The sequence below is a fragment of the Desertivirga brevis genome (assembly GCF_017355835.1).
Genome location: NZ_JAFEWF010000005.1, coordinates 122,213 through 143,317 on the forward strand (window position 1 = coordinate 122,213; position 21,105 = coordinate 143,317).

A 21,105-nucleotide genomic window follows, 5' to 3' on the forward strand; every position below is an offset into this window, starting at 1 on the left:
TAACAGGAAAACTATGGTAAAATGAAAGTATAGTGTTCTCGAATTAAGTATCCGTTTGATTGTTTTGGCCATGATATTCGACATCTGCAAATGTAATAAGCCGTTACTGTTTCAACTTCAACTGCAAATTACAGTATTTTTCAATAGAGTTAAACTTCAAGTCCTATAACGGAGTATTGTGGGGCTGATTTTTCAAACCCTGAAACCTGGACCACTAACACTCTGAATCACCTAGGGAAACACAGCAGCCCGTTGATTAACAATAAAAGCCGACCTTCTTTCCTTGTCGTGATCTTTGGGAATTGCCTCTTTATTGGGACCAGGTTCAACATGGTAATTGAAAGACAGTTCGCCGTCCGCTTTTTTCGAAACTTCAACCGTTTCAACTGAAACTATAGCGCCATTCATATCTGTTCCATACCAATGAGGCATCGGTTTTTGTTTCCAGGTAACCATTTTATATAGTTCCCCTTCATAATGCTGCTTGCTTTCATCCTTTGCAGATTGGAAGGCTAGATCGTTCCCATAAATAATAGAAATAGTGCCTTTTTTCTCATTAATAACAGAGCTGATCACTTTTAGCTCATCATTATCAAATAAATCTTCTGGAGCCAATCCAGGAGCATTATCGTTATTACATGACGATAACACCAGCGTCAGAGCTAAGGGATATAAGGCTATATTCACATAGGTTCTCATGGTATCACTTACTTTGTAGGAATATTAAAGACAAAATCATTCTCTGGTACTAATAGCTTGTGACAAGCAATGCAAGTCTTAGCAAAGGAGGCGGACTTTCCGAAAGGATTCAGCTCAAGTCCGTCGAATTTTGCAAATCCCCAGCCTTCTGTCGATGCATACTTTTTACTGTCCTTCACCATAAACTGAACGTTCTGAAAGTTCCCTGGAAAAATATTTCCCTCCTTATCTTCAATCTGTTTACCCCAAACAGCCTTAACCATCCTCGCACCATCAGGAAACGGAATTTCCTTGCTTTGTATAGCCTTCATCATAATGTCGTTTGCATACACCACCCGCATGCTTCCCCCGTCAAACTTGTCGGTAACACTTAAAACTTTCCATGTTTTATAATCATCTGAATAGGGGATACCCGTCAGCGAAATGGGATGTCTATTTCCGCCAGGAGTATTAGCCGCTGAGGAACCTAACGTTTTGATAATTTTTGCCGTATCAACCTTTGTTCTTCCAGGCAGCGTATTCACATAACGCTTCAAAACCGCCAGTTCAGAGGGACTTCCAGCTGCTTCCGGATGTACCATCCGGTACCGGTTTAAAGGCATTTTCTTTTGCTCTATAGCATTTACCATTTCCCAAAGCAGCACTTGTTGCAGTGGAGAAGGCAATTTACTCCATTCCGAAAAATTAAACCTTGAGCGGGCTTCATTCACATCATGAGCAACCAAATGCGATGCTGGTGCAATCCGGTCATACCATTTGGGATTGGACTGATTGGAATGGCAATCATAGCATGAGCGCTGCAATATATTCTTCACTTCCAGAGGAACATCAATTTCTCCCTCCGGAGGCTTATTTTCAATTTTTGGGGAGCTAAATTGGAGGCCTAAAAAAATAGCCAGGGCAATTGCTGCAATAACGAGAAGCTTTTTATTAAGGGTTAACCGGGAACGTAGCATTTTTTTCAAAGATTATTTAAGCTCAACGATCATTTCTACCTCCACAGCCATATTCAGGGGAAGGGTATTGGTTCCCAAAGCAGTGCGAGCATGCTGGCCCGATTCACCGAAGACCTTGATCAGTAGATCTGAAAAGCCATTGATTACTTTAGGCTGCTCATAAAATTGATTATCCGAATTCACATAGCCGTTAACTTTTACAATTCGCTTTACTTTATCCAGATCACCTAATTTCTGTTTTAATACCGCTATCTGGTTGATTGCGGTTAAGCTGGCTGCTTCGTAACCTTGCTCGGTGCTTAAGTCTTTCCCTAGTTTTCCGCTGATGTATTCGCCACTAGCTTTTCGTGGGCCTTTTCCTGATAGATAAAGTAACTTACCGACCTGCACAACATCGACATAACTCCCTATAGCTTCTGGCACAGGCGGCAACTCGAGATGCAATTGTTGTAATCGCTGTTCGTGCGACTGGGCGGAGGTTCGAGCAGTCAGCCATAATAGTATGGCTAGGAGAAAAATTGGTTTCATAGGATAACTGTAAATTCAAGAAACAACAACAGGCAAACGAAAGTCTGCCTGTTGCAAAAATGGATGCTATTAATTATTGTAGGCCAGCGTGTTGCTTTCCATAAACTTAACCAGCTCGGCATTGAATTTCTCGCGCTCTTCGATAAACAGGGCATGTCCGCTTTTTTCCAGAGGCACTAGTTTCGATTTAGTCAGAAGTTTATGCATCTGCTCTGCCAGATCATAAGAACAAATTTTATCATGAGAACCGTGCAGGATCAAAGTAGGGATCTTAATCTTTTTCAAGTCCGGTCGTAAGTCGCCGTCCCTAAGCGTTGCCAAGCATTGTCCCATAGCATAAGGAGAGGCTTGAGCTTGTATAGTTCCCAACCATGCACCTTGGCCCGGAGTAACACTTGATTCGTTTGCCGGAAATATCTTTCCGAAGTTTTCAAGTAGTTGTGGTCTGTCGGTATTATTCAAAGCAATCAGGCCGTTAACATCCTCTTTAGTCCATTGACCGTAGTTAAAATCCTCTCTCTTTGTCCAAACCGGGGCAGCTGCACCAAATAAAGCCATTTTAGAAACATGTGCACCGTTATGTTTAGCCACATAATGAATTACTGTTGCTCCTCCCATAGAGAATCCTCCAATGGTAGCCCCTTCGATCTTTAATTTATCCAGAACTACTTTAATATCGTCTGCAAAAACATCGTAATTGTATTTCCCGAACGGTTTATCCGACTGCCCGAATCCCCGTAGCGTAATACCGATAACCCGGTAGCCTTTTTGGATCAAATCAGCATACTGGTACTCGTACATAGCATCACTTAAAGGCCAGCCGTGGATCAATACTACAGGTTTGCCTTCTCCCAGATCAGTGACATGGAGTTTTACATTTTTTTCGACTTCAATAAATTCGGCTCTTCCTGCAGAAGCCCGTGCTACTTGAGCGCTGGCTTTGTAGGCAACAAGAGGAATTGCCAGTAAAAGGATTGTTTTTACTGTGTTTTTAAGAACTGATGGTGTTTTCATAATATTGTTTGCGTTAATAATTTACAGGATCTGGCAGGTCGTACCCTTAATTTTCCGGATCAACCCCTGTTATTCATATTCATATTTTTTGTTGCTGATTTAATCAATTAAAAGGTATGCCCGCTCATCTGTACCTGCACTTATCCTATTATAATGCCAATGCCAACGCTTGCATCCAAAATTTCAGAAAGGGGCTAATAGAGGCTTCCAGGACGACTTTCAGAAGGTTTTTATAGTATTAATGATTAGTCGCCCCCGGAGCTTTCTCCGATAATTTCGGATAAATCTCCATTATCTCCGAAGTAATCGGAGGGAAAGAAGTGTAAATCTGTTTTCAGCTAAGAGAATTTGATAGAAAAAATCCGATATCTTCGGAGTTTTAAGCAGAATAACCAGAAATGGGGGTTCTGCTTGTATATAATGTTTATTTACCAATGAGGTTTTATTGCCTGGTCGTTTATTTGTTATTAAGAGGGATGCTGTATAATTTCCCCATGCAGGCGCAGACTCTCATTCTGTTCCAGGCTCCTTCTTTAAAACAAAGTGCGGCAAGTAGTTCTACTACTCAAACCCGGGCAAAACAAGTAAACAATCGGGATGCTTCCCAATCCAATCTTACAGCAGAAGACTATATTCAATTAGGGAACAAATATTCCAATTCAGGTAATGAGCTCCACTTGAAAATTGAATGCTACAGGAAGGCGTTTGATCTTTATAAAAAAGAAGGTAATACGAAACAACAAGCTTCCACCTTAGAAGCCATAGCCCGGATGCACCATCAGCAGGGAAACCAACAACTGGCACTCGAAGAGTTGAAGCAAACCATCAGCCTTTATCGTTATAGTCATCATAACTCTTTTCATAATTCTTACGCCCTGCTATCCAGGGTATATAAAACATTAGGTAACTATCCTGAAGCTTTACGTTATGGTCAAGCGGCCATTAAAAACTCCCTCGATATCCATGATACCACAAGTCTTTCCTTCTATTACCTGCAGCTTGGATATCTATTCCATGATCTCAAACAGCCCGATGAGGCCTTAAAAAGTTGTGAAAATGCCATGCAGCATGTTCAGGAGTCAAGGAAGGACGATGATGTATACAATACGCTTTCTTTGGCGGTGAATGTTATGCTCGAGCAAAAAAAAGCAAAAGAAGCGCTTCATTATATTGGGAAGGTAACGAAAGATACTCCTCCAGGTTCTGTGAAAAGTGCTGCTATGGTCACCTTGTTCAAAGCCCAGTGCCATATTGCTCTGAAACAATATCCCTTAGCCAGGAAATTTATTATACGCTCCGAAGAATATTTGAACGAAATAGACAAAAGTAATGACCCTGCCTTTTTAAATGATTCTTACCGGATGGGAGTTTACCAGGTAGCTGGAGAACTGTATATGGCCACCAAAGAATATTCTAAATCCAGATACTATTTCAATAAGATGGTGCAGGTAAATGAACAGGTGAACTATTTAAGCGAGTCTGTACTGCATCAGTATCTATTATTTAAATTAGATTCGGCCCAGGGCAATTTTAAGGAAGCTCTACAACACCATCAACGCTACTTAGTATTAAAAGATTCAATCTTTAATGAAGCTAAAAGCCAGCAATTCGCTAACCTTCAAATACAATATGAAACACAGGCGAAGGTGCAAAGCATCGAATTGTTGACTAAAAGGAATGAAATGCAGCAGGCAAAGCTGAAACAAAAGGACTTCCAGCAAACCGTTTTCCTTATTGGCTCCGTTCTTTTGTTACTATTACTTATTCTGGTGTATAGCCGGTACCGCCTTAAACAAAAAAGTACCAAACTTCTTGAAGGCAAACAGGAAGAGATCAACCGGAAGAACGAATCGCTTCGGCAACTTCTGGAGGAAAAGGAGAGCCTTCTTCACAATAAGGATGAACTACTGGAAGAAAAGAGATGGCTCCTTAAAGAAGTTCACCATCGGGTAAAAAATAACCTGCAGATAGTCATGAGCCTACTTAACTCCCAGGCAGCCTATCTGGATGATGATAAAGCATTAACAGCCATTTCCGACAGTCAGCACAGAGTTCAAGCCATGTCCCTTATCCATCACAAACTTTATCAATCGGATAAAATGGGCACCATAGCCATGGATGAATACCTGAAGGAGCTTGTAAATAATTTGAGCGACTCTTACAGTTTGCATGATCGTATCCGGTTTCAATTAGATATTGCCCCTATAGAAATGGATGTCGCGGTTGCTGTTCCCCTCGGCTTACTCATTAATGAAGCCGTTACCAACTGCCTCAAATATGCCTTCCCTGAGCATAAAGAAGGAGTAGTTTATCTATCCTTAATTGAATTGAGTCGAACCCAATACCAGCTTACCATTGCCGATAACGGGATAGGAGTGATGGATACCTCCGACCTATTACCAGGAAGGTCTTTGGGGATGAAATTGATGAAAGGCCTAAGCAAACAGTTAGGTGGCAGTCTTACCCTTGACAATACAGAGGGTTTAAAAATAAATGTACTTTTTACTCCTACTTTAATTACGCAGTCCGATGGTCTCCAAACAAAATAATGCAGATTTTTCCTTATTGGCTAACCATATTGGTGGAAATGTTCTTATTGTAGAAGATGAATTCGTGGTGGCTAATGACCTGGAGATCATTCTGGAAAAGGCAGAATACCAGGTGACCGGCATTGCCTCTTCGGTAAAAGAGGCCCTAGACTTAATTGCCCATCAGAAACCCGATATTGTTTTGCTTGATATTATCCTGCAAGGGCAGGAAACAGGAATAGACCTGGCGGGGCAGTTAAGCCTGATGTGCATCCCTTTCATTTACCTATCGGCCAATTCTAATCAAAGTATTGTAGAGGCAGCTAAAACCACGCAGCCTTATGGGTTTCTGGTAAAGCCATTTCGCGAGAAAGATGTTTTAATAACCCTACAGCTAGCACTTTATCGTCATGCGCATAGTGTAGAGGCCTATTTGCGAAAGGAGCAGGCGCTGCAAATCGCTCTTTCCGATACGCTTTCCTCATGTGGCGACTGGAAACAGAAATTACATCAGATAGGCCAACTCTTCCAACCGTTCATTCCTTTTGATTTTCTGCTTGCTGGGATGGTAGGGAGCCAGGATAGCATTCCATTAACGGGTCTTTTTCGCATCGGTTTTGAAGAATTCCAGTACATCGGTATGCATGAGCTCTCTCAAATGAACGGCCTTGCTCCTGAAAAAGTTAAGGATATGCTGCCCGAATATTCTTGGGAACCCGGAATATCCGAAGGAGAGGATTTTACCATTAGGAAGAAAAGCGATCCATTTACCCAGCTCCTTGCCAAAACATTCCGCCTCGAGTCGACACTCAATCAGGTTATTGAACTGACCCACGGTGGTCTTTTGGTTATCTCATTTTATAGTCGCCAATCAACTATTTATCTTGGCAGACATTTGTCGTTACTAGAGCGATTGAAGAACCCATTATCTCTTACCCTCGACCGTTACCTGGCTTTTGAAGAGATAGAGAAGCTGAGACAAAAGCTGGAGCAGGAGAATCAATATCTACAGGAGGAAGTGAAAACGACCGTGAATTTCAATGAAATTATTGGCGAAAGCCCATCCCTGCATGTAGTGTTTGATCAGGTAAGACAAGTCTCTGGTACTGATACCTCCGTATTGATCCTGGGAGAAAGTGGTACCGGAAAAGAACTCATTGCCCGGTCCATCCATAATCTTTCTCCCCGTAAGAATAAATTGCTGGTAAAAATAAACTGTGCTGCGTTGCCTCCCAACCTGATCGAATCGGAGTTGTTTGGCCACGAAAAGGGCGCCTTTACAGGTGCAATCGACAAACGTATCGGGAAGTTCGAGTTAGCCAATGAAGGCAGCCTATTCCTTGATGAAATAGGAGAGATGCCGCTGGATCTTCAGGTAAAGCTCCTGAGGGTTTTGCAGGAAAAAGAAATAGAAAGAGTGGGAGGGAAAGGCCCTATCAAAACGGATGTACGTATCATCGCGGCAACAAACCGAAACCTGGAAAAGGAAGTTGCAGAAGGCAGGTTCAGACTCGATCTATACTACCGCTTGAACGTATTTCCAATAGTTCTTCCGGCCCTAAAGGAGCGAAGTGAAGACATTCCTTTGCTAGCTAACTTTTTCGGCCAAAAGCTCTGTAAAAAAATTGGCAGGCCCTTCCAGGGGATCAGTGACAAAGTAATCACGGAATTGCTAAACTATCAGTGGCCAGGAAATATCCGCGAACTGCAGAACATTATTGAACAGGCGGTTATTGTAAATGATGGCCAGAGTCCGCTGGATTTAGGCCGCCCTCTCGTAAACAAGATCACTTCCAATAGCAGTATTGGAGGGCTACCTTCTTTTGAGCATCCAAAAACCCTATCGGAGGTGAAGCAATTACAACAGGAAACAGAAAGGGAATATATCCTATCCATACTGAAGAAAGCCAATGGCCGAATCCGTGGTAAAAATGGAGCCGCAGAGTTATTGAACTTGAAGCCTACTACGCTAGAATCTCGGATGGAAAAGTTAGGCATCAGCAGATCAGACATCTAAACACTCAGCAATTACCTCATTCTGGGAAAATTTGTAATTTACCCTCTTGAATCATTATCACATGAAACTTACATCCGTACAAAACCTTCTCTCAGAAATAAGCAGGGCATGCAAGCGCTTCCCTGTTGAAGTTATTTTTGCCATTATTGCGTGTATTGCGGCAACTACCCTAATTCATAATGAGGATAAAAGCTTTTCGGTAAGCAGTTGGGGCTGGAGGGTAATGATGGCCTGTAATATTGGCCTGCTTACCAGCTTTGCCTCTTCGCTTTATTCCCGTTACAGAAATCTGGATAAAAAAGGGACTGCCATACTGTACCTCCTCAGCCTCACTATAAGTGTCACCTTCCTCTTTATACTTAATCCGATGGAGCAGGAGAGGGACATTGTCAGATTCTTCCTGATCAGCTTCTCGCTGCACCTTATGGTTGCTTTCGTTGCCTTTATTGGAAAAGCAGGCGACACGAATGCCTTTTGGCAATTTAATAAGACCATGTTCCTGCGCTTTCTGGCAGGAGTACTTTATTCTGCTGTTCTATACGGAGGTTTATGCGCAGCAATGGGAGCTACTAAATTCCTGTTTAACATTGATATTACCTGGAAGAGTTTCATGACCCTGTTCGCCTGGATCGCCATCCTTTTCCAAACCCTCTTTTTCCTTTCGGGAATTCCCGTTGATCTGCAGAAGTTGCAGGATGACCACGCGTACCCAAAAGGTCTCAAGCTTTTCACCCAATACGTTCTCATTCCCCTGGCCATCGTTTATGTGGTCATCCTCCTCTCGTACGAAGTGAAGATCCTCGTAGAATGGAATCTTCCTAAAGGTCTTGTTTCCTCGCTCATCCTCGGTTATGCTGTATTTGGTATTCTATCATTTCTATTAATATATCCACTACGCAAACAGGAAGAAAACAAGTGGATAGTTGCTTACAACAGAACGTTTTACTACCTCTTAATTCCATTATTAGCTCTCTTGTTTGTATCGGTGTATACCAGGGTTCAAAAGTATGGTATTACAGAGGAACGTTACTTCCTGATCATCCTTGCTTTATGGCTGGCTGGTATCACGGCCTATTTTCTGTTATCCCGCAAACAGAATATCCTGATCATCCCATTGTCTTTGTCGCTGGTAACCATTGCAGGAACTTACGGTCCCTTAAGTGCTTTCAACATTGCCGAGCGTTCGCAATTAGGCCAGTTAAAAGAAGTCCTTGAAAAGAATAAGTTGCTGAACAAAGGGAAATTAAAACCCATTACCTCAAAATTAGATTCTGCATCAAATGATAGAGTGATCCATTTAAGCAGGTACATGGTTGAGGAATACGGATTGTCAAGCCTTCAGCCTTTGTTGAACCAGGATCTGGAACTAGTAACAGATTCAATTAAAGAAAAACTTGAGCTAACTGAAAACAAGTATGGAGGCAACAGAAGAACTCACTCCTGGGATCTGAGGAACGCCGAGAGAGAATGGTTGGAAAAAAACTATAAGCTCCCCGTTGAATATACCGACTACAGTATAAGCTACCGGCATATTAAAGCCGATAACGGTAATGTTCTCCCGGCTGTTAATGCCGACTTTATAGTGCTTATCGATAACTCTTCCGATCTTTATCAGGCAACCACTCTTGCCGCTCTGGACAAAGATTCCTTGACCTTTCGGTTATCAGATTCCTCAATGACCATTGGTATTGAAAAGGACAGTATTAGTAGGAGTTTGATACCAATAATTAACAGACTGGAGAAGGTGAAACCTAGTCCGGAAATAAAAGGATCCGGGAAAACAAGCAGGATAGAAACAACGGGGAACTTAGTAGTACCAAGAGCCTCACTGACGGAAGAGTTTAAAATAGGCAAGTACAACATCAGGTTTTATATCAACGAAATTAACTACAGGATTTCGTCTCATGCTAAAGCAACAGGGAGGATTGAAGGGGTATTGATGATAAAGAAGCAAGAATAAAGCAACTACATCAGGTTAGAATGCCAGTATAGATGGAAAACTAAAATAAACGGATCTACCTATGGCAGGGAATTTATCAAAACGACTTAAGGACTTCATTGATGCACTACCGTTAAGAGAAGAATTAAGGATCCTTGAAATTGGGTGTGGATCCGGGGCCATGGCGAGAGAACTATCCAGAAGAGTTACCAAGGGGCAGGTGACTGCCATTGATCGATCAGCTAAAGCCATTAAGCTAGCTGTTTCTGGCTCAGCTCCTGAAATAGAGACCGGAAGACTTTCATTCAGAAATGTCGCAATTGAGAACTTCGAGCTTGAATCCGAAGAGGGTCCCTACGATATGGCAGTAGCTGTTCGGGTTGGTGCATTAGACGGCCGGCATCCCGAAATAGAAAAACAGGCGCTAATTAAAATAGCACAAGCCCTCGCCCCAAATGGAAAGCTATTTATTGACGGTGGAGACCCTCTAAAAGAAGTTTTACTGGATGAGTACCTTCCGCACTTGGATAAAGAGATTAGGTAGTATCTTCGCATTATTCAATGAAGAAGTATTTCACCCATAACGGCGTAAAGGAAGAAGGCCCTTTCACATTATCCGAATTAAGTACGAAGGGAATAAAAGCAGACACTCCAATATGGTTTGACGGTTTAAGTAATTGGACTGTTGCCGCTCTTATACCAGAGCTAGAGACACTCCTGGCGCCCAAAAGTACACCTCCGCCTTTTAAGCAACAGCAAAAGGCTGCTACACCCGCTCCGAAACAGCAAAAAGTAAGTACACCAGTCTCGAAGAGGGAAAAGGTGGCTCCCGCGAAGAATAATCCCGAGGAAGACAATAAGGAAGAGAAGAGTAACATGAAAATCTATGTCTGGGTTTTGGTGGTTACTTTAGCGTTCTTCTTATTTACCATAACAGTAACAGACGACGCAAGGCTACCTGCAATGAGTCAGGAGGCAACGCCAGAGGATACAAATTCACCAGCGAAAACTCCTGAGCAGGAGGAGGAGCAAGCATTAGAGAACGACAAAATGGTTTTGAGAAATGATTGGTCCAGCCACATTAGCGCCAAACCGAACGAGTATGAAGTTGACAAGCTTGGCGGGATATCGTTATTGGAAGTTAGGGTTACCAATAGCATGGCTTATCCCCTGGATGAAGTTAAGGTAGAAGTTAAGTACATAAAGGAAAATGGTGACGTTTTTGAAACAGAATACGTAAAGATTAAGAACGTCCCCGCAAATGGAAAAGCATCAATGCCCGCGCCGGATAGCAACCGGGGAACCAGCGTACAACTGAAAATCGTAGCTGTCCAATCAACAGCTCTTAATTTCTGCTACAATGCCGAAGTGGAATATACCAGTGCCGAGGATCCTTATCTTTGTAAGTAACTCTCGCCTAACAGAATGTAAAACTTAAAAAAAGATTTTCAGCGTAGGAAAAGCAAAGTATCTTCGCTGAAAAATACATCTATGACCTATTGGAAACTACCTTTAGTAGCGATTGCACTCGTTACAAGCACCCTTTTCTCTTGCCAATCAAATAAGGACGAAGAAACTACAACACTTCATACCCAGTCTTTTGAGATCAAAATTGATGGGAAAGTGATAAAAATGGCGCCGGATAAGCCAACGGATGGTACAGTTGTTCTTAGTGCTTTTGTTCAAGGATCTGAAAGAAATAGCCTTTCCATTAGTGCCACCCATAAATTAGAGGACTTTCAATTTGGTATAGACCTCAGGCAGATTCCCAGTTTAGTACCTGGCGTATACCCTGTATTTAAATGCCACGAGGCAGGAGCTGAGTGTGAGGACGATTATCAAAGTGCTCTTATCGGACGTTTTCCTTCATCCCAGGAGGCTCTATTAAGCGGGAAGCTGGCCTACCAGTCCCCAAAATTGGGACTTAAGCCTCTAATGCTCACTATTTCGAATGTGGAAGATGCCTATTGGGAAGGAGTTGGGAAGGTTAAAAAAATTAAGGGATCATTTGAAGGAACCCTGGCAAGATTAGAAAGAAACGCAAATAATGTAACCACGATAGCAGAAGCTACCAAAGTAGAAGGTTCATTTGACCTGTATTGTTTAGTTCAGAAAACTGAATAAGATGAATCGCTAATGGAGAGGTAGAAGATTCTCCTGGAATTAATTTGTAGCTTCTCCATTTACTAAAAGCTGAAGTACATTTTTTTATGTTAAGTAAAAGAGGTGAACGAATCTATATCGGTAAAAGTAAGGGGAAAAATATTTATATTATTCCTGTCGCGTTTTCATAACTTGCTTCGTCACTATAATAAACTAATTACCATGAGATACCTGAGCGCCCTATTACTATTATTGACTGTTATTTCCTGCACTAAAGATTCTAACAATAATGTCGAACCGCTTAACTCGTCATTTTTTTGGGTTCCTGACCTTATAGCAGATAGGGGAGATCAAAAGGTGGATTTAGTATTAAGAGATCCACGCCCGTATACAAGTTATTCTTCAGAACCAGCCACCCCCGATCATTTTGAAGTCTATTTCGGTACAGATAGCAGCTCGCTGAAGTTGTTTAAAAATGTTAAAGTGGGTACGGATAGAATCACCTTATCGAAGCTTAACAACAATGTTCCTTATTACTTCTTTGTAAAAACCTTCAAGGGTACAAAGTTCTATAATTCCGACACAGTAAGTGCTGTTCCCTCGGCTCCATTGGAAATTACGGAGGTATTTCCAGGAGAAATGCTTCAAGATCCATCCAAGTTCTCCTTCAATAATACATTTGTAGCTTCTCAAATAAACCCAGGCATTAAGGTAAGAAACCGCACTACCAATAGTGAAGTCAAAAACGAATCCAATGCTTCTGCCCCTAATTGGGCTCATCTGGTAAATAAGTTGGCTTTTTACAAAACAATCAAGGAGGGCAACACCGTATTTACTGATAAGATAATGGTTTACGATGCTGATGCTAATACTGAGGTTCTTGTATGGGACGTCGATCACAAGGAGTACGCAGTGAGCGGGATGGCTTTTTCGGCTGATGATAAAGCCCTTTTGATTAACACATTAGAGAAAAGAGCAGATAAGGCATTTATGAATATGTGGAAGATAGACCTTACAACAAAGGTTAAAACATCTATTGCTGATTTTGGTGCACTCAATTTTCACCCAACTGGTAGGATTTCTGCTGGTATAGATGGTAAATCTGTTTTAATAGATGGGGATTATAATCTCCCCCCAACATGGAGAAAGCGGGGTGGTATTTACAGATATAACTTTGAAACAAAGCAGCTGCAGCAACTTATTAATGGCCGCGGGCATGGTGGCAGCTTTGCTGAATCTCCTGATGGAGCTCATATTGCATTCGTAAGCAACTGGACCGGCAAAGATGAAGTTTGGTTATATAATACAACTACTAAAGGGTTAAAGCAATTGACTAATTCTTCCGGCCAACCTTTTTATTACACAAATGCAGACTTTAAATGGGGTGGGACAGATCTCTTAATCAACCTTTATTCTAATAACAGCCATAGCTTGTATAAGATAAAGCTATAGTCCCACTTTTCCAGTAGCCCAAAAAGCCTGGGTTATTATTTGCCTGGGCTTTATTCCACGTTGCTTTAATTCCTTTACAATTAGCTGGATTGCCTTTGCATTTCCAGTAAGGTAATAAACCGCCTCATTCCACCCAATTCTGTTTTCTAATTCCAGGGTATTAAACAGTTCGAGCGTTCGCTGGCCTGGGGTCGTTCCTTTTTCAACTGTTTTCACGTTCAATCCTAACTGTCTGGGAATCGTATCCAAATCACTAAGCTCAATTATACCGTCATAGGTTTGATTGTTACCATCAATCACTGAGGCCAAACTTCTATATATACTTAGTGATGTTTCGTCGCCAAAGAAGAAATGATGGCTTTTTTCAGCCTGATAGAAGGTTTTTCCTCTTGGTTCAATAAGCCGAACTTCGTCTCCGATCTTAAGTTCCGCTGCAAAATTACTACCTGGTCCCTTTCCGTGAAGATGAAATAAAACCCTACAAACGCCTGTTCTTCGATCGAAAAAACTAGGAGTATAATTCCTGAATTCTCTTTCTGTAACACGAAAGGCTAAGGCGTAGCCAACTTGGAAGTTGATACTTGAAAAATCGCCAGTAAACGTTACTTGCTTCAACTTGGGGTGTAAATACTCTACATCCGCAACCCTTACATAATGAATTTTGCTGCTAAAAGCTGTTTCAACTACATCTCCCAGCCATTTTGGTAAAGTAGGCATGATAATCTTATAAATAGACGGTTAACACCTGGACCGAACCTGTTATTTCTGATCCTTTAATATTTATTTTGATACAAACCTAGTTACCCTGAAGGTGCAATGGTATTGCAAAGAAGAGACGATTTAATACAATTTCTTAATGCCTGCTTTTACCAGAGTTTCTTTCCTTTCTTCATGTAACTAAACCGGGATTAGCCTACAAGGACCAGTAATTAGGCTACAAAAGCCATTTAGTGTTTGCCGAACTTTGTTGCTATAAGATCGAAATATTATGGAACATAGAGAAAATAAAGTATGGTTCATTACCGGCGCTTCACGTGGTTTAGGACGAATCTGGACAGAAGCAGCATTGGAAAGAGGTGACTTGGTGGCAGCAACCGCACGCAAAACAGAAGACTTGAGTAAGCTTAAAGACAAATATGGCGATAGAGTTCTTACTCTGCAACTTGATGTGACTAATGCCGAACAGGTAAAGGAAGTTGTTACCAGAGCCCATAGCTATTTTGGCCGACTGGACATCGTGTTGAATAATGCCGGTTACCCGCTTGTTGGTACAATCGAAGATGGAAACGCAGAAGATATCCGGGCCTTGTACGAAACGAATGTGTTGGGTCCGGTGACGGTAATTCAGGCCGCATTGCCTCTTTTAAGGGAGCAGGGTTACGGTCATATCCTGGGTACTTCCAGTAATTTGGGTCACATGGCTTTGCCCATCCTGGGTTATTATTGTTCTTCTAAGTGGGCTTTTGAGGCGATCTATGAAAGCCTTGCAATGGAAGTTTCTCAATTCGGCATCAATGTCACGATCGTTGAACCTGGCGCGTATGCAACCGAATTTGGTAGTGAACAGATTGGGAAGCTCTTCACGGGGAATGAAGTTTACCATGATTTCAAAACGAAATTTATGGAGGGGATGCGGGGCATGGAAAAGGGGAACCCTGCCGCTACACCGCAGGCCTTATTTAAGGTGGTGGATGCAGAAAACCCTCCGCTACGCTTTAACCTGGGCAGTCATAACCTGCCTGGTCTAAAAGCGGTGTATGCAGAGCGACTGGCTACCTGGGAAGCTTGGGACGAGATTTCCCGTTCAGCCCAGTGAAATGACAAAAATTGGACACCTGTCAGCATATAGTATGGATAGGTGTCCTTAATTTAGCTTTTATGAAAAAGAATGATCAACAGCCATTAAAATTGGAGTCGCTTACCGAAGCGCACCGGATGTTCGGCCTGCCTCAGCCTAAACATCCGCTGATCAGTCTGATTAATGGCGCTCATGGCGTACTTGAAGGAAAACTTTCAACACCGCATGTATTAGCTTATTACAAAATTGCGTACAAGCCAAAACTTGGCGGAAAGTTGAAATATGGCCAGAGTTATTATGATTTCGACGAGGGGGGCTTATTATTCGCTGCTCCCGGACAAATCATAGGGGGTAATGATCTGGAGGGATCTGTATGTTCTCAATACACCCTCCTTGTTCATCCTGATTTTTTCCTGGGTTACCCGCTTGCTAAAAAGGTTAAAGAGTATGGCTTCTTTTCCTACAGCACCAATGAAACGCTGCATCTATCGGAAGAAGAAAAGAATACGATTCTCGCTATCTTCGGTTTTGTAGAAAGGGAACTTGATAGCCGGATCGATAATTTCAGTCAGGACGTTATTATTTCTCAGCTGGAGTTATTGCTGAGTTATGCCAATCGTTTTTACAAGCGACAGTTCCTGACCCGGAAAGCCTCCAATGACAGTATTCTAGAACGCATGGAAGAGCTGCTGGATAATTATTTTAAAAATGGGCTGAGCGTTAATAAGGGTATACCTACCGTAGCGTACTTGGCTCAAAATCTTAACCTTTCTCCTAACTACCTGAGTGACATGTTGCGCTCGCTTACTGGCCAAAGTGCTCAGCAGCATATTCATGACAGGCTGATTGAGACGGCAAAAGAAAAGCTCTCAACCACAAGATTATCAGTTAGCGAGGTTGCCTATGCCTTGGGCTTTGAGCACTCACAATCCTTCAGCAAGTTATTTAAGACTAAAACCAAGCTTTCTCCCCTGGAGTTTAGAGCGTCGTTTAATTGATCCGTTTCCTGCATCATCTATTGCTTAACTCCTAACTCCTCCTGGATGAATGAATTGTCGCAAAAAACAATGATGATACTATAAGATCTTAGGATTTCAAGACTTAGTTCTCATCAATCACATAGATTGGAAAACCGCAGAAAACTTATACTATGTAGTCCAGCCAGCGGAATTATATTCTTACAAACGGGGGGAAATCAGTCAAGAAAATTTCTTCGGGAATTTTATAAAAGCGCATTAGAAAGATATCGTGACGTAAGTACGGAAAAAGGAGCAGGGCTTGTAGTAAATGGGCCGGTATTAATTTTAGATGGAAAGGCTATAACACAGGACCAAGAATATGAAGTGTTACCAAATATAAAATTGAATACTGTAGCAGGATTAAATCATACTATCATTTTTTGAGACTTGCATTTCTAATATTGCTCGCTCCATATACTATACCGGCAGTGTAAAATAAAAGGTACTCCCTTCGTCTACTTTACTTTCCGCCCATATTTCGCCATCGTGCCGCTTAATGATTTCACCACTCAGGTAGAGGCCGATACCGAAGCCCGCGATGTGCCTGTTTTCATCGCTTTCTACCCTGTAATAGCGCTCAAACAATTTAGGTAAATCTGTCTCGCTGATACCCCGACCTTCATCCTTCACACTGACTACCGCCTTTCCATCCTGTGTCGTGCAGGCGACCTGTATGGTGCTACTTTGTGGAGAGTATTTTGCCGCGTTGCTGATTAGGTTTTGTATCACCTGGGCAATCTTATCCCGATCAGCATTTACGATAGTGGGTTCAACAGGCGCAAAAACTACTTTATGGCTACTGATATGAGCCAGAGTATCTTCCTCCGTTTCTTTTATCAATTCGGCGAGATCAAAGTGCTTGTAGTCTATAAAGATCTGGGCTGATTCCAGCCGTGATACATTGAGGAAACCGTTGATCAGCGTAGTCATACGGCTAACTTGCTTATCAGCTTTATCGAGCATTGATACAGTTAGCTCATCCCCGTCTTTTTGGGCTTTTCGCTGTAATACCTGAACAAAGCTTTTAATAGAAGTTAGTGGGGTTTTCAGCTCATGGCTAACCATCGAGATAAAGTCATTTTTGCGCTGCTCGCTTTGCTTTTGCTCGGTAATATCAATAGATGCACTGACGTATCCCGCAAATGAACCGTCGGTATGCCAGCGTGCTGAACCATCAGCTAATAACCACCGGTACTCTCCATCTTTATTCAATATGCGAAAGTCGCCATGAAACGGACCTTTTACCTTGAATGCATCAAGGTAAATTTTAAGGTACCGCTCTTTATCTTCAGGGTGTAGCAGGTCTACCCAACCGTAAGCCATTAAATCTTCAACGGATCGGCCGGTTAATCTGCTCCATGCCCGGTTGAAATAAATAGCATTGCTTTCCTGGTCGGCCATGGCTATAAAGATATTGGTTCCCTCGGCCATGATACGAAAGCGGGCTTCGCTCTCTTCGACAGCCTGCTCCAATCTGATACGGCCCGTGATGTTTGTAGTGGTGTTAATGAGGTCGGCCACGTTACCTTCCTCATCAAAAATCGGTTCATTTAAGTTTGTCCAGTAGTGTGTTTCTTTCTTACCGGTATTGTCGACAACTATTTCATATTTGAATATGGGTAGCTCGTCGGGCTCCCTTGTTGTGATGACTCGCATAAATGAACTTTGAACGCTATTCTGCTCCGACGGATCACCCTCGCTTCCCGGGAACGCCTCAAAAAGGCCTTTACCCAATATTTCCCCGCGTTGTTTGTGCACGAGGTTTAAGTAATTATCACTGACCGCCAAAATGGTAAAACGGGGAGCGTCGGCCTTGAGCACCAAAGAACGCGGCGAGTTTTTGAAAAAATTATGAAATTCTTTACTGCTATAAAATGAATCGTTGTTTGATTGGCTCACGCACAAATGTATAAAAGCTTCGTAAGTAACAGAATAAATTGCCGTCGGTTTACGATTTAGGTTAATTAAATTAGGGATTGAACAACTCTCTGTAAGGACTGAAACTAAGTGACACGGTGGTAATCAAATATCCAAGCCGTGATGTCACTCTTGCTTACAACCAAGCGAGTTAGAAGTCAATTCATCGTTTTGTGAGACTGGTACTTATTTAGTATTTCATTGCTAAAAAGGGACGGGATGGAAAATCATCTTATAAGAATATCAAATCTGCCGGAGGTAATAGTGAGTAATTCTCCAGAATGCAGTTTAAAGACCAATTGAAAAGTTCCTGCTATAATCTTTCCATCGTAGTAAGTAATCTTGAGTTTATTTCCTGAATCATTTAAAAGCAGAACAGGCTCAGGATCTGAATTGTAATAGGCTAATTGTACGCTTTCTTCATTTTTTAGCTGGTACTCTCCAGTTTTAGGATCTTCAAATAAGAATAATAGTTGTGATGTTGAGTTCAACCCTTTCACGTATAATGTATTATTGCCCCGTACAGCACGAGTGGAAGATGTTTTGAAATCCTCGCTACGGTCCACCCACCGCTTACCATTTAAAAGAAATCCCATAGTACCATTGCCTGAATGAGTAGCAGGTGGTAAGGGAGAACCGTCTCCTTCACTTATTTTACGACATGAAAAAGCGCCAAAAAAACAACGAAAGAAAGGAGAGATAGGAAAAAGTAGAATTTTCTCATAATAAGGTTGGTAATAATAGTTGTGGCTTTGTATTCCTAAAAATACACTCAAATATCAGTAATCCAAATATAAAAAGGACCGCACTTTAAAAAAAGATAGGGTATCTTAACAATGGTTATTGTGAACCAAGAAGCGGACGTACGCGGGGTTACTACTCCAGGGCTTCCTATCCTTTTTTGAGATTTCAACTATCCTATGATTACCTCAGATATCCATATCAAAACACCTACTGCTAATTGGGCTATTTAAACCAGTCAGAGAATCTATGTGGAATTCTTACGGGTGAATTAATCAAGACATCAGTTATAATTACTTCAAAAATTTTCTTCGGTGGTTTGAACTTAAACCAAAAAACCTCATTACTTTTCTGCCATGAAGCCCATTCCAAAGAGAAAGCCTCAAAGTCATTTTTAAACACTAATCGGGTCCCTATTTCTTCTTTCTTGGCATTATATAGAACAAAATAGATCTGAAACCCCTTAAAATCGTAAATATGCTTTATTCCCCCATAATAAGTTCTATTTGGAGACCTAAACAATTTATTTTTGAAAAACCACTCATTCACAATTCCTAATTCTAGGCAACGGTTATAAGCATCAAGAAAAGAATCCTTATCCCAATTAAATTTCACTGCGCAGGCGATTATCGCTTCTAGTATCACATTAAGCAGTAACTTTTTTTTTGAATACTCATCTGTAGTGAGATAATGTTTACTATCAAAAGAGGAATAATAAGTTGCCACTTCTATTGGCAGAAATTCTATTCTAGGCTCAATCTTCTCCTCGCATAGATTAATATTTATTCTACGGTATTTCCCTGTATCCACTTTTTTTAGTTGCCGTAAGTAAAGGCTCACAATTGAATGTGCATTTCTTGAAGCTTCTATACTACTAACGACATCTATTTCAATAATATACAACATATCTATACATTAACCTTTGTTTTTAGACTCTTCTATTAAGCAGGATTAATCCTTTCCGATATTTTGCGTCCTTCTTCATTTCCATCGTTTTCTGAGACGTCAGGTAATGGCTAATGAAGACCTATTACTGTAATACTTTTCCTTATTAATCACCATATTATAAGCTGTCCAAGTCTCTCCGCTCACCTCCATGTGAGTTTCTAAACCAAATCTAATTTCAAATCCAATGCGTTGGTAACTTGCAATAGCATTGAGGTTTTAGTTGAAGACAGTCAAATCAACGGAATCGTGGCAAGTACTTTCAAATACACGATCTAATAAACTCCTTACAATAGCCTTACCCATACCTTGATTTCTTAATGTACTGTCTCCAATCAATATTCTTGAGAGTCTGGGAATCTGGTTCTGAAAATTTAGCTCACAGTGCCCAACAACTTCTCCTGTTGATATTAATCGAACCTTAAAAACTTGTCTTACTTTATTTGTTGAATATTGTATTAACTGCTCACGGGTCAACGGATATGTAAAAACGGGTCCCGCAAACTGGATCATTTCTTTTTCACTTTTTACCCAAGAAATAAGCCGGTCAAAATCTTCGTATCCAAATGTTTCTAGTTTAATCATGTGCGAATTATCATCGTTTTGAGGGACTTGCCTACATTTTCTCTGCGATTACTGCTAGTAACTCCGAGCATGGGAAGAAAACCACTTGGGCTAAAAGTGTTCCGATAACCCTGGCCACTACCATATAAATTATATACTTTCTGAAGGTGGATTCAGAGCATTTGCCCAATACCACATCGTCTGTCATTATTGATAAATGGGGATCAATAAATGTAAACATAAGGATAGTAGCGAAGCCATTAATAAAAGCAGATAGATTACTCGCCGTAGTTCTGTAATCAGGATTAATGTAAGATGCATATACCGCAGATAAAACACCTATAGTTAAAATCATAACGGCAACCACGTTTAGAATAAAAATTCTCCAGGGAAAACCATTGTCTAAACGTATCTGTGTAATATTCTCTTTTGCTGGTACTGTTAGGCTTTCCTTAAAATATAAAATCCCATTTTTTGAGAAGCCGTGCAGTAAAAGACGCGGGACGGATTTATATAAACTAAAGCTTAGAACAGCTTTTGAGAGTATCCGTTGAAATGTGGGGATCAGGAAAGCACCCAGAATAGTTCCAATGGTACACGATAAAATTACCCACCGAAAGGGCTCTATGTTACTGCTTATACCATTTTTAATATCATTTTCTACAGCCTTTGCAAGTAACGGCGCCTGGAACCCATTGGCTGTGCGAGATATTAATACCAAGATATTAAACAAGGCAAAGGATATTGCAATCCTTCCTGTCCGGATTCCTACAATTCTTACCGAGTAGGAAAGGGTAGTAATAATATTAATCACTAAGGTAAGAACCAGGACAATTGCGATCTGAGAGGTTATCATAGCACTATTAGAAAGTTCCTAAAATTATA

Annotated in this window: 19 protein-coding genes; 9 read left to right on the forward strand and 10 right to left on the reverse strand. The window is 41.3% G+C overall.

The genetic code is table 11. The features are described from left to right. Positions 1–231: 231 nt before the first annotated feature. The 4 genes from J4N25_RS13450 to J4N25_RS13465 all read right to left on the reverse strand — a co-directional run bounded on the left by J4N25_RS13450 (position 232) and on the right by J4N25_RS13465 (position 3,197). Positions 232–699 carry a hypothetical protein gene (locus tag J4N25_RS13450; RefSeq protein ID WP_207420183.1) on the reverse strand — a complete coding sequence of 156 codons (468 nt, stop codon included), beginning with the start codon at positions 697–699 and terminating at the stop codon, positions 232–234. Between the two features lie 8 nt (positions 700–707). Further along, a complete protein-coding gene (locus J4N25_RS13455) occupies positions 708–1,655 on the reverse strand; it encodes a cytochrome P460 family protein (RefSeq protein WP_207420184.1) in 948 nt (315 codons plus the stop codon). Positions 1,656–1,667: 12 nt separating this feature from the next. Further along, positions 1,668–2,183: a RidA family protein gene (locus J4N25_RS13460; RefSeq protein ID WP_207420185.1), complete on the reverse strand. Its 516-nt coding sequence runs from the start codon at positions 2,181–2,183 to the stop codon at positions 1,668–1,670. 69 nt (positions 2,184–2,252) lie between these two features. Next, complete coding sequence (locus tag J4N25_RS13465; protein ID WP_207420186.1) at positions 2,253–3,197, reverse strand: alpha/beta fold hydrolase; 945 nt, start codon at positions 3,195–3,197, stop codon at positions 2,253–2,255. Between the two features lie 494 nt (positions 3,198–3,691). Here J4N25_RS13465 and J4N25_RS13470 point away from each other — a divergent pair, with 494 nt between their 5' ends. From J4N25_RS13470 to J4N25_RS13500, 7 genes are all read left to right on the forward strand, one after another. Then, positions 3,692–5,746: a histidine kinase dimerization/phosphoacceptor domain -containing protein gene (locus J4N25_RS13470; RefSeq protein ID WP_207420187.1), complete on the forward strand. Its 2,055-nt coding sequence runs from the start codon at positions 3,692–3,694 to the stop codon at positions 5,744–5,746. Continuing rightward, on the forward strand, positions 5,727–7,742 hold the full coding sequence (locus J4N25_RS13475) for a sigma 54-interacting transcriptional regulator (RefSeq protein ID WP_207420188.1): 2,016 nt from the start codon (positions 5,727–5,729) through the stop codon (positions 7,740–7,742). The genes J4N25_RS13470 and J4N25_RS13475 overlap by 20 nt, the downstream gene beginning before the upstream one ends. Positions 7,743–7,803: 61 nt before the next feature. Next, entirely contained in the window at positions 7,804–9,702 is a 1,899-nt protein-coding gene (locus tag J4N25_RS13480; protein ID WP_207420189.1) for a DUF4153 domain-containing protein, read from the forward strand. A gap of 61 nt (positions 9,703–9,763) precedes the next feature. Continuing rightward, on the forward strand, positions 9,764–10,225 hold the full coding sequence (locus J4N25_RS13485) for a class I SAM-dependent methyltransferase (protein ID WP_207420190.1): 462 nt from the start codon (positions 9,764–9,766) through the stop codon (positions 10,223–10,225). Between the two features lie 17 nt (positions 10,226–10,242). Beyond that, positions 10,243–11,091 carry a DUF4339 domain-containing protein gene (locus J4N25_RS13490; RefSeq protein ID WP_207420191.1) on the forward strand — a complete coding sequence of 283 codons (849 nt, stop codon included), beginning with the start codon at positions 10,243–10,245 and terminating at the stop codon, positions 11,089–11,091. A gap of 81 nt (positions 11,092–11,172) precedes the next feature. Beyond that, positions 11,173–11,805, forward strand: coding sequence for a hypothetical protein (locus J4N25_RS13495; RefSeq protein ID WP_207420192.1), 633 nt, complete (start codon positions 11,173–11,175; stop codon positions 11,803–11,805). Between the two features lie 201 nt (positions 11,806–12,006). Further along, positions 12,007–13,236, forward strand: coding sequence for a TolB family protein (locus J4N25_RS13500; RefSeq protein ID WP_207420193.1), 1,230 nt, complete (start codon positions 12,007–12,009; stop codon positions 13,234–13,236). On the opposite strand, the gene J4N25_RS13505 is transcribed toward J4N25_RS13500, so the two are convergent. Next, entirely contained in the window at positions 13,231–13,953 is a 723-nt protein-coding gene (locus tag J4N25_RS13505) for a siderophore-interacting protein (RefSeq protein WP_207420194.1), read from the reverse strand. The genes J4N25_RS13500 and J4N25_RS13505 overlap by 6 nt on opposite strands. 271 nt (positions 13,954–14,224) lie before the next feature. Between J4N25_RS13505 and J4N25_RS13510 the strand changes: the two genes are divergently transcribed. Together J4N25_RS13510 and J4N25_RS13515 are read left to right on the forward strand one after the other, a co-directional pair. Then, a complete protein-coding gene (locus J4N25_RS13510; RefSeq protein ID WP_207420195.1) occupies positions 14,225–15,052 on the forward strand; it encodes an SDR family NAD(P)-dependent oxidoreductase in 828 nt (275 codons plus the stop codon). Between the two features lie 62 nt (positions 15,053–15,114). Continuing rightward, positions 15,115–16,032 (forward strand): helix-turn-helix domain-containing protein, encoded by a 918-nt coding sequence (locus J4N25_RS13515; protein WP_207420196.1) that lies wholly within the window; start codon positions 15,115–15,117, stop codon positions 16,030–16,032. Between the two features lie 438 nt (positions 16,033–16,470). Here J4N25_RS13515 and J4N25_RS13520 read toward each other — a convergent pair whose 3' ends face one another. The 5 genes from J4N25_RS13520 to J4N25_RS13540 all read right to left on the reverse strand — a co-directional run bounded on the left by J4N25_RS13520 (position 16,471) and on the right by J4N25_RS13540 (position 21,076). Continuing rightward, positions 16,471–17,952, reverse strand: coding sequence for an ATP-binding protein (locus J4N25_RS13520; protein ID WP_207420197.1), 1,482 nt, complete (start codon positions 17,950–17,952; stop codon positions 16,471–16,473). A gap of 245 nt (positions 17,953–18,197) precedes the next feature. Further along, positions 18,198–18,746, reverse strand: a complete 549-nt coding sequence (locus J4N25_RS13525) for a Riean_0653 family protein (protein WP_500784465.1) — start codon at positions 18,744–18,746, stop codon at positions 18,198–18,200. 190 nt (positions 18,747–18,936) lie between these two features. Further along, positions 18,937–19,617, reverse strand: a complete 681-nt coding sequence (locus tag J4N25_RS13530; protein WP_207420199.1) for a hypothetical protein — start codon at positions 19,615–19,617, stop codon at positions 18,937–18,939. Between the two features lie 258 nt (positions 19,618–19,875). Further along, positions 19,876–20,241 (reverse strand): GNAT family N-acetyltransferase, encoded by a 366-nt coding sequence (locus J4N25_RS13535; protein ID WP_207420200.1) that lies wholly within the window; start codon positions 20,239–20,241, stop codon positions 19,876–19,878. Between the two features lie 31 nt (positions 20,242–20,272). After that, on the reverse strand, positions 20,273–21,076 hold the full coding sequence (locus tag J4N25_RS13540) for a lipid II flippase Amj family protein (RefSeq protein WP_242695745.1): 804 nt from the start codon (positions 21,074–21,076) through the stop codon (positions 20,273–20,275). Positions 21,077–21,105 lie beyond the last annotated feature (29 nt).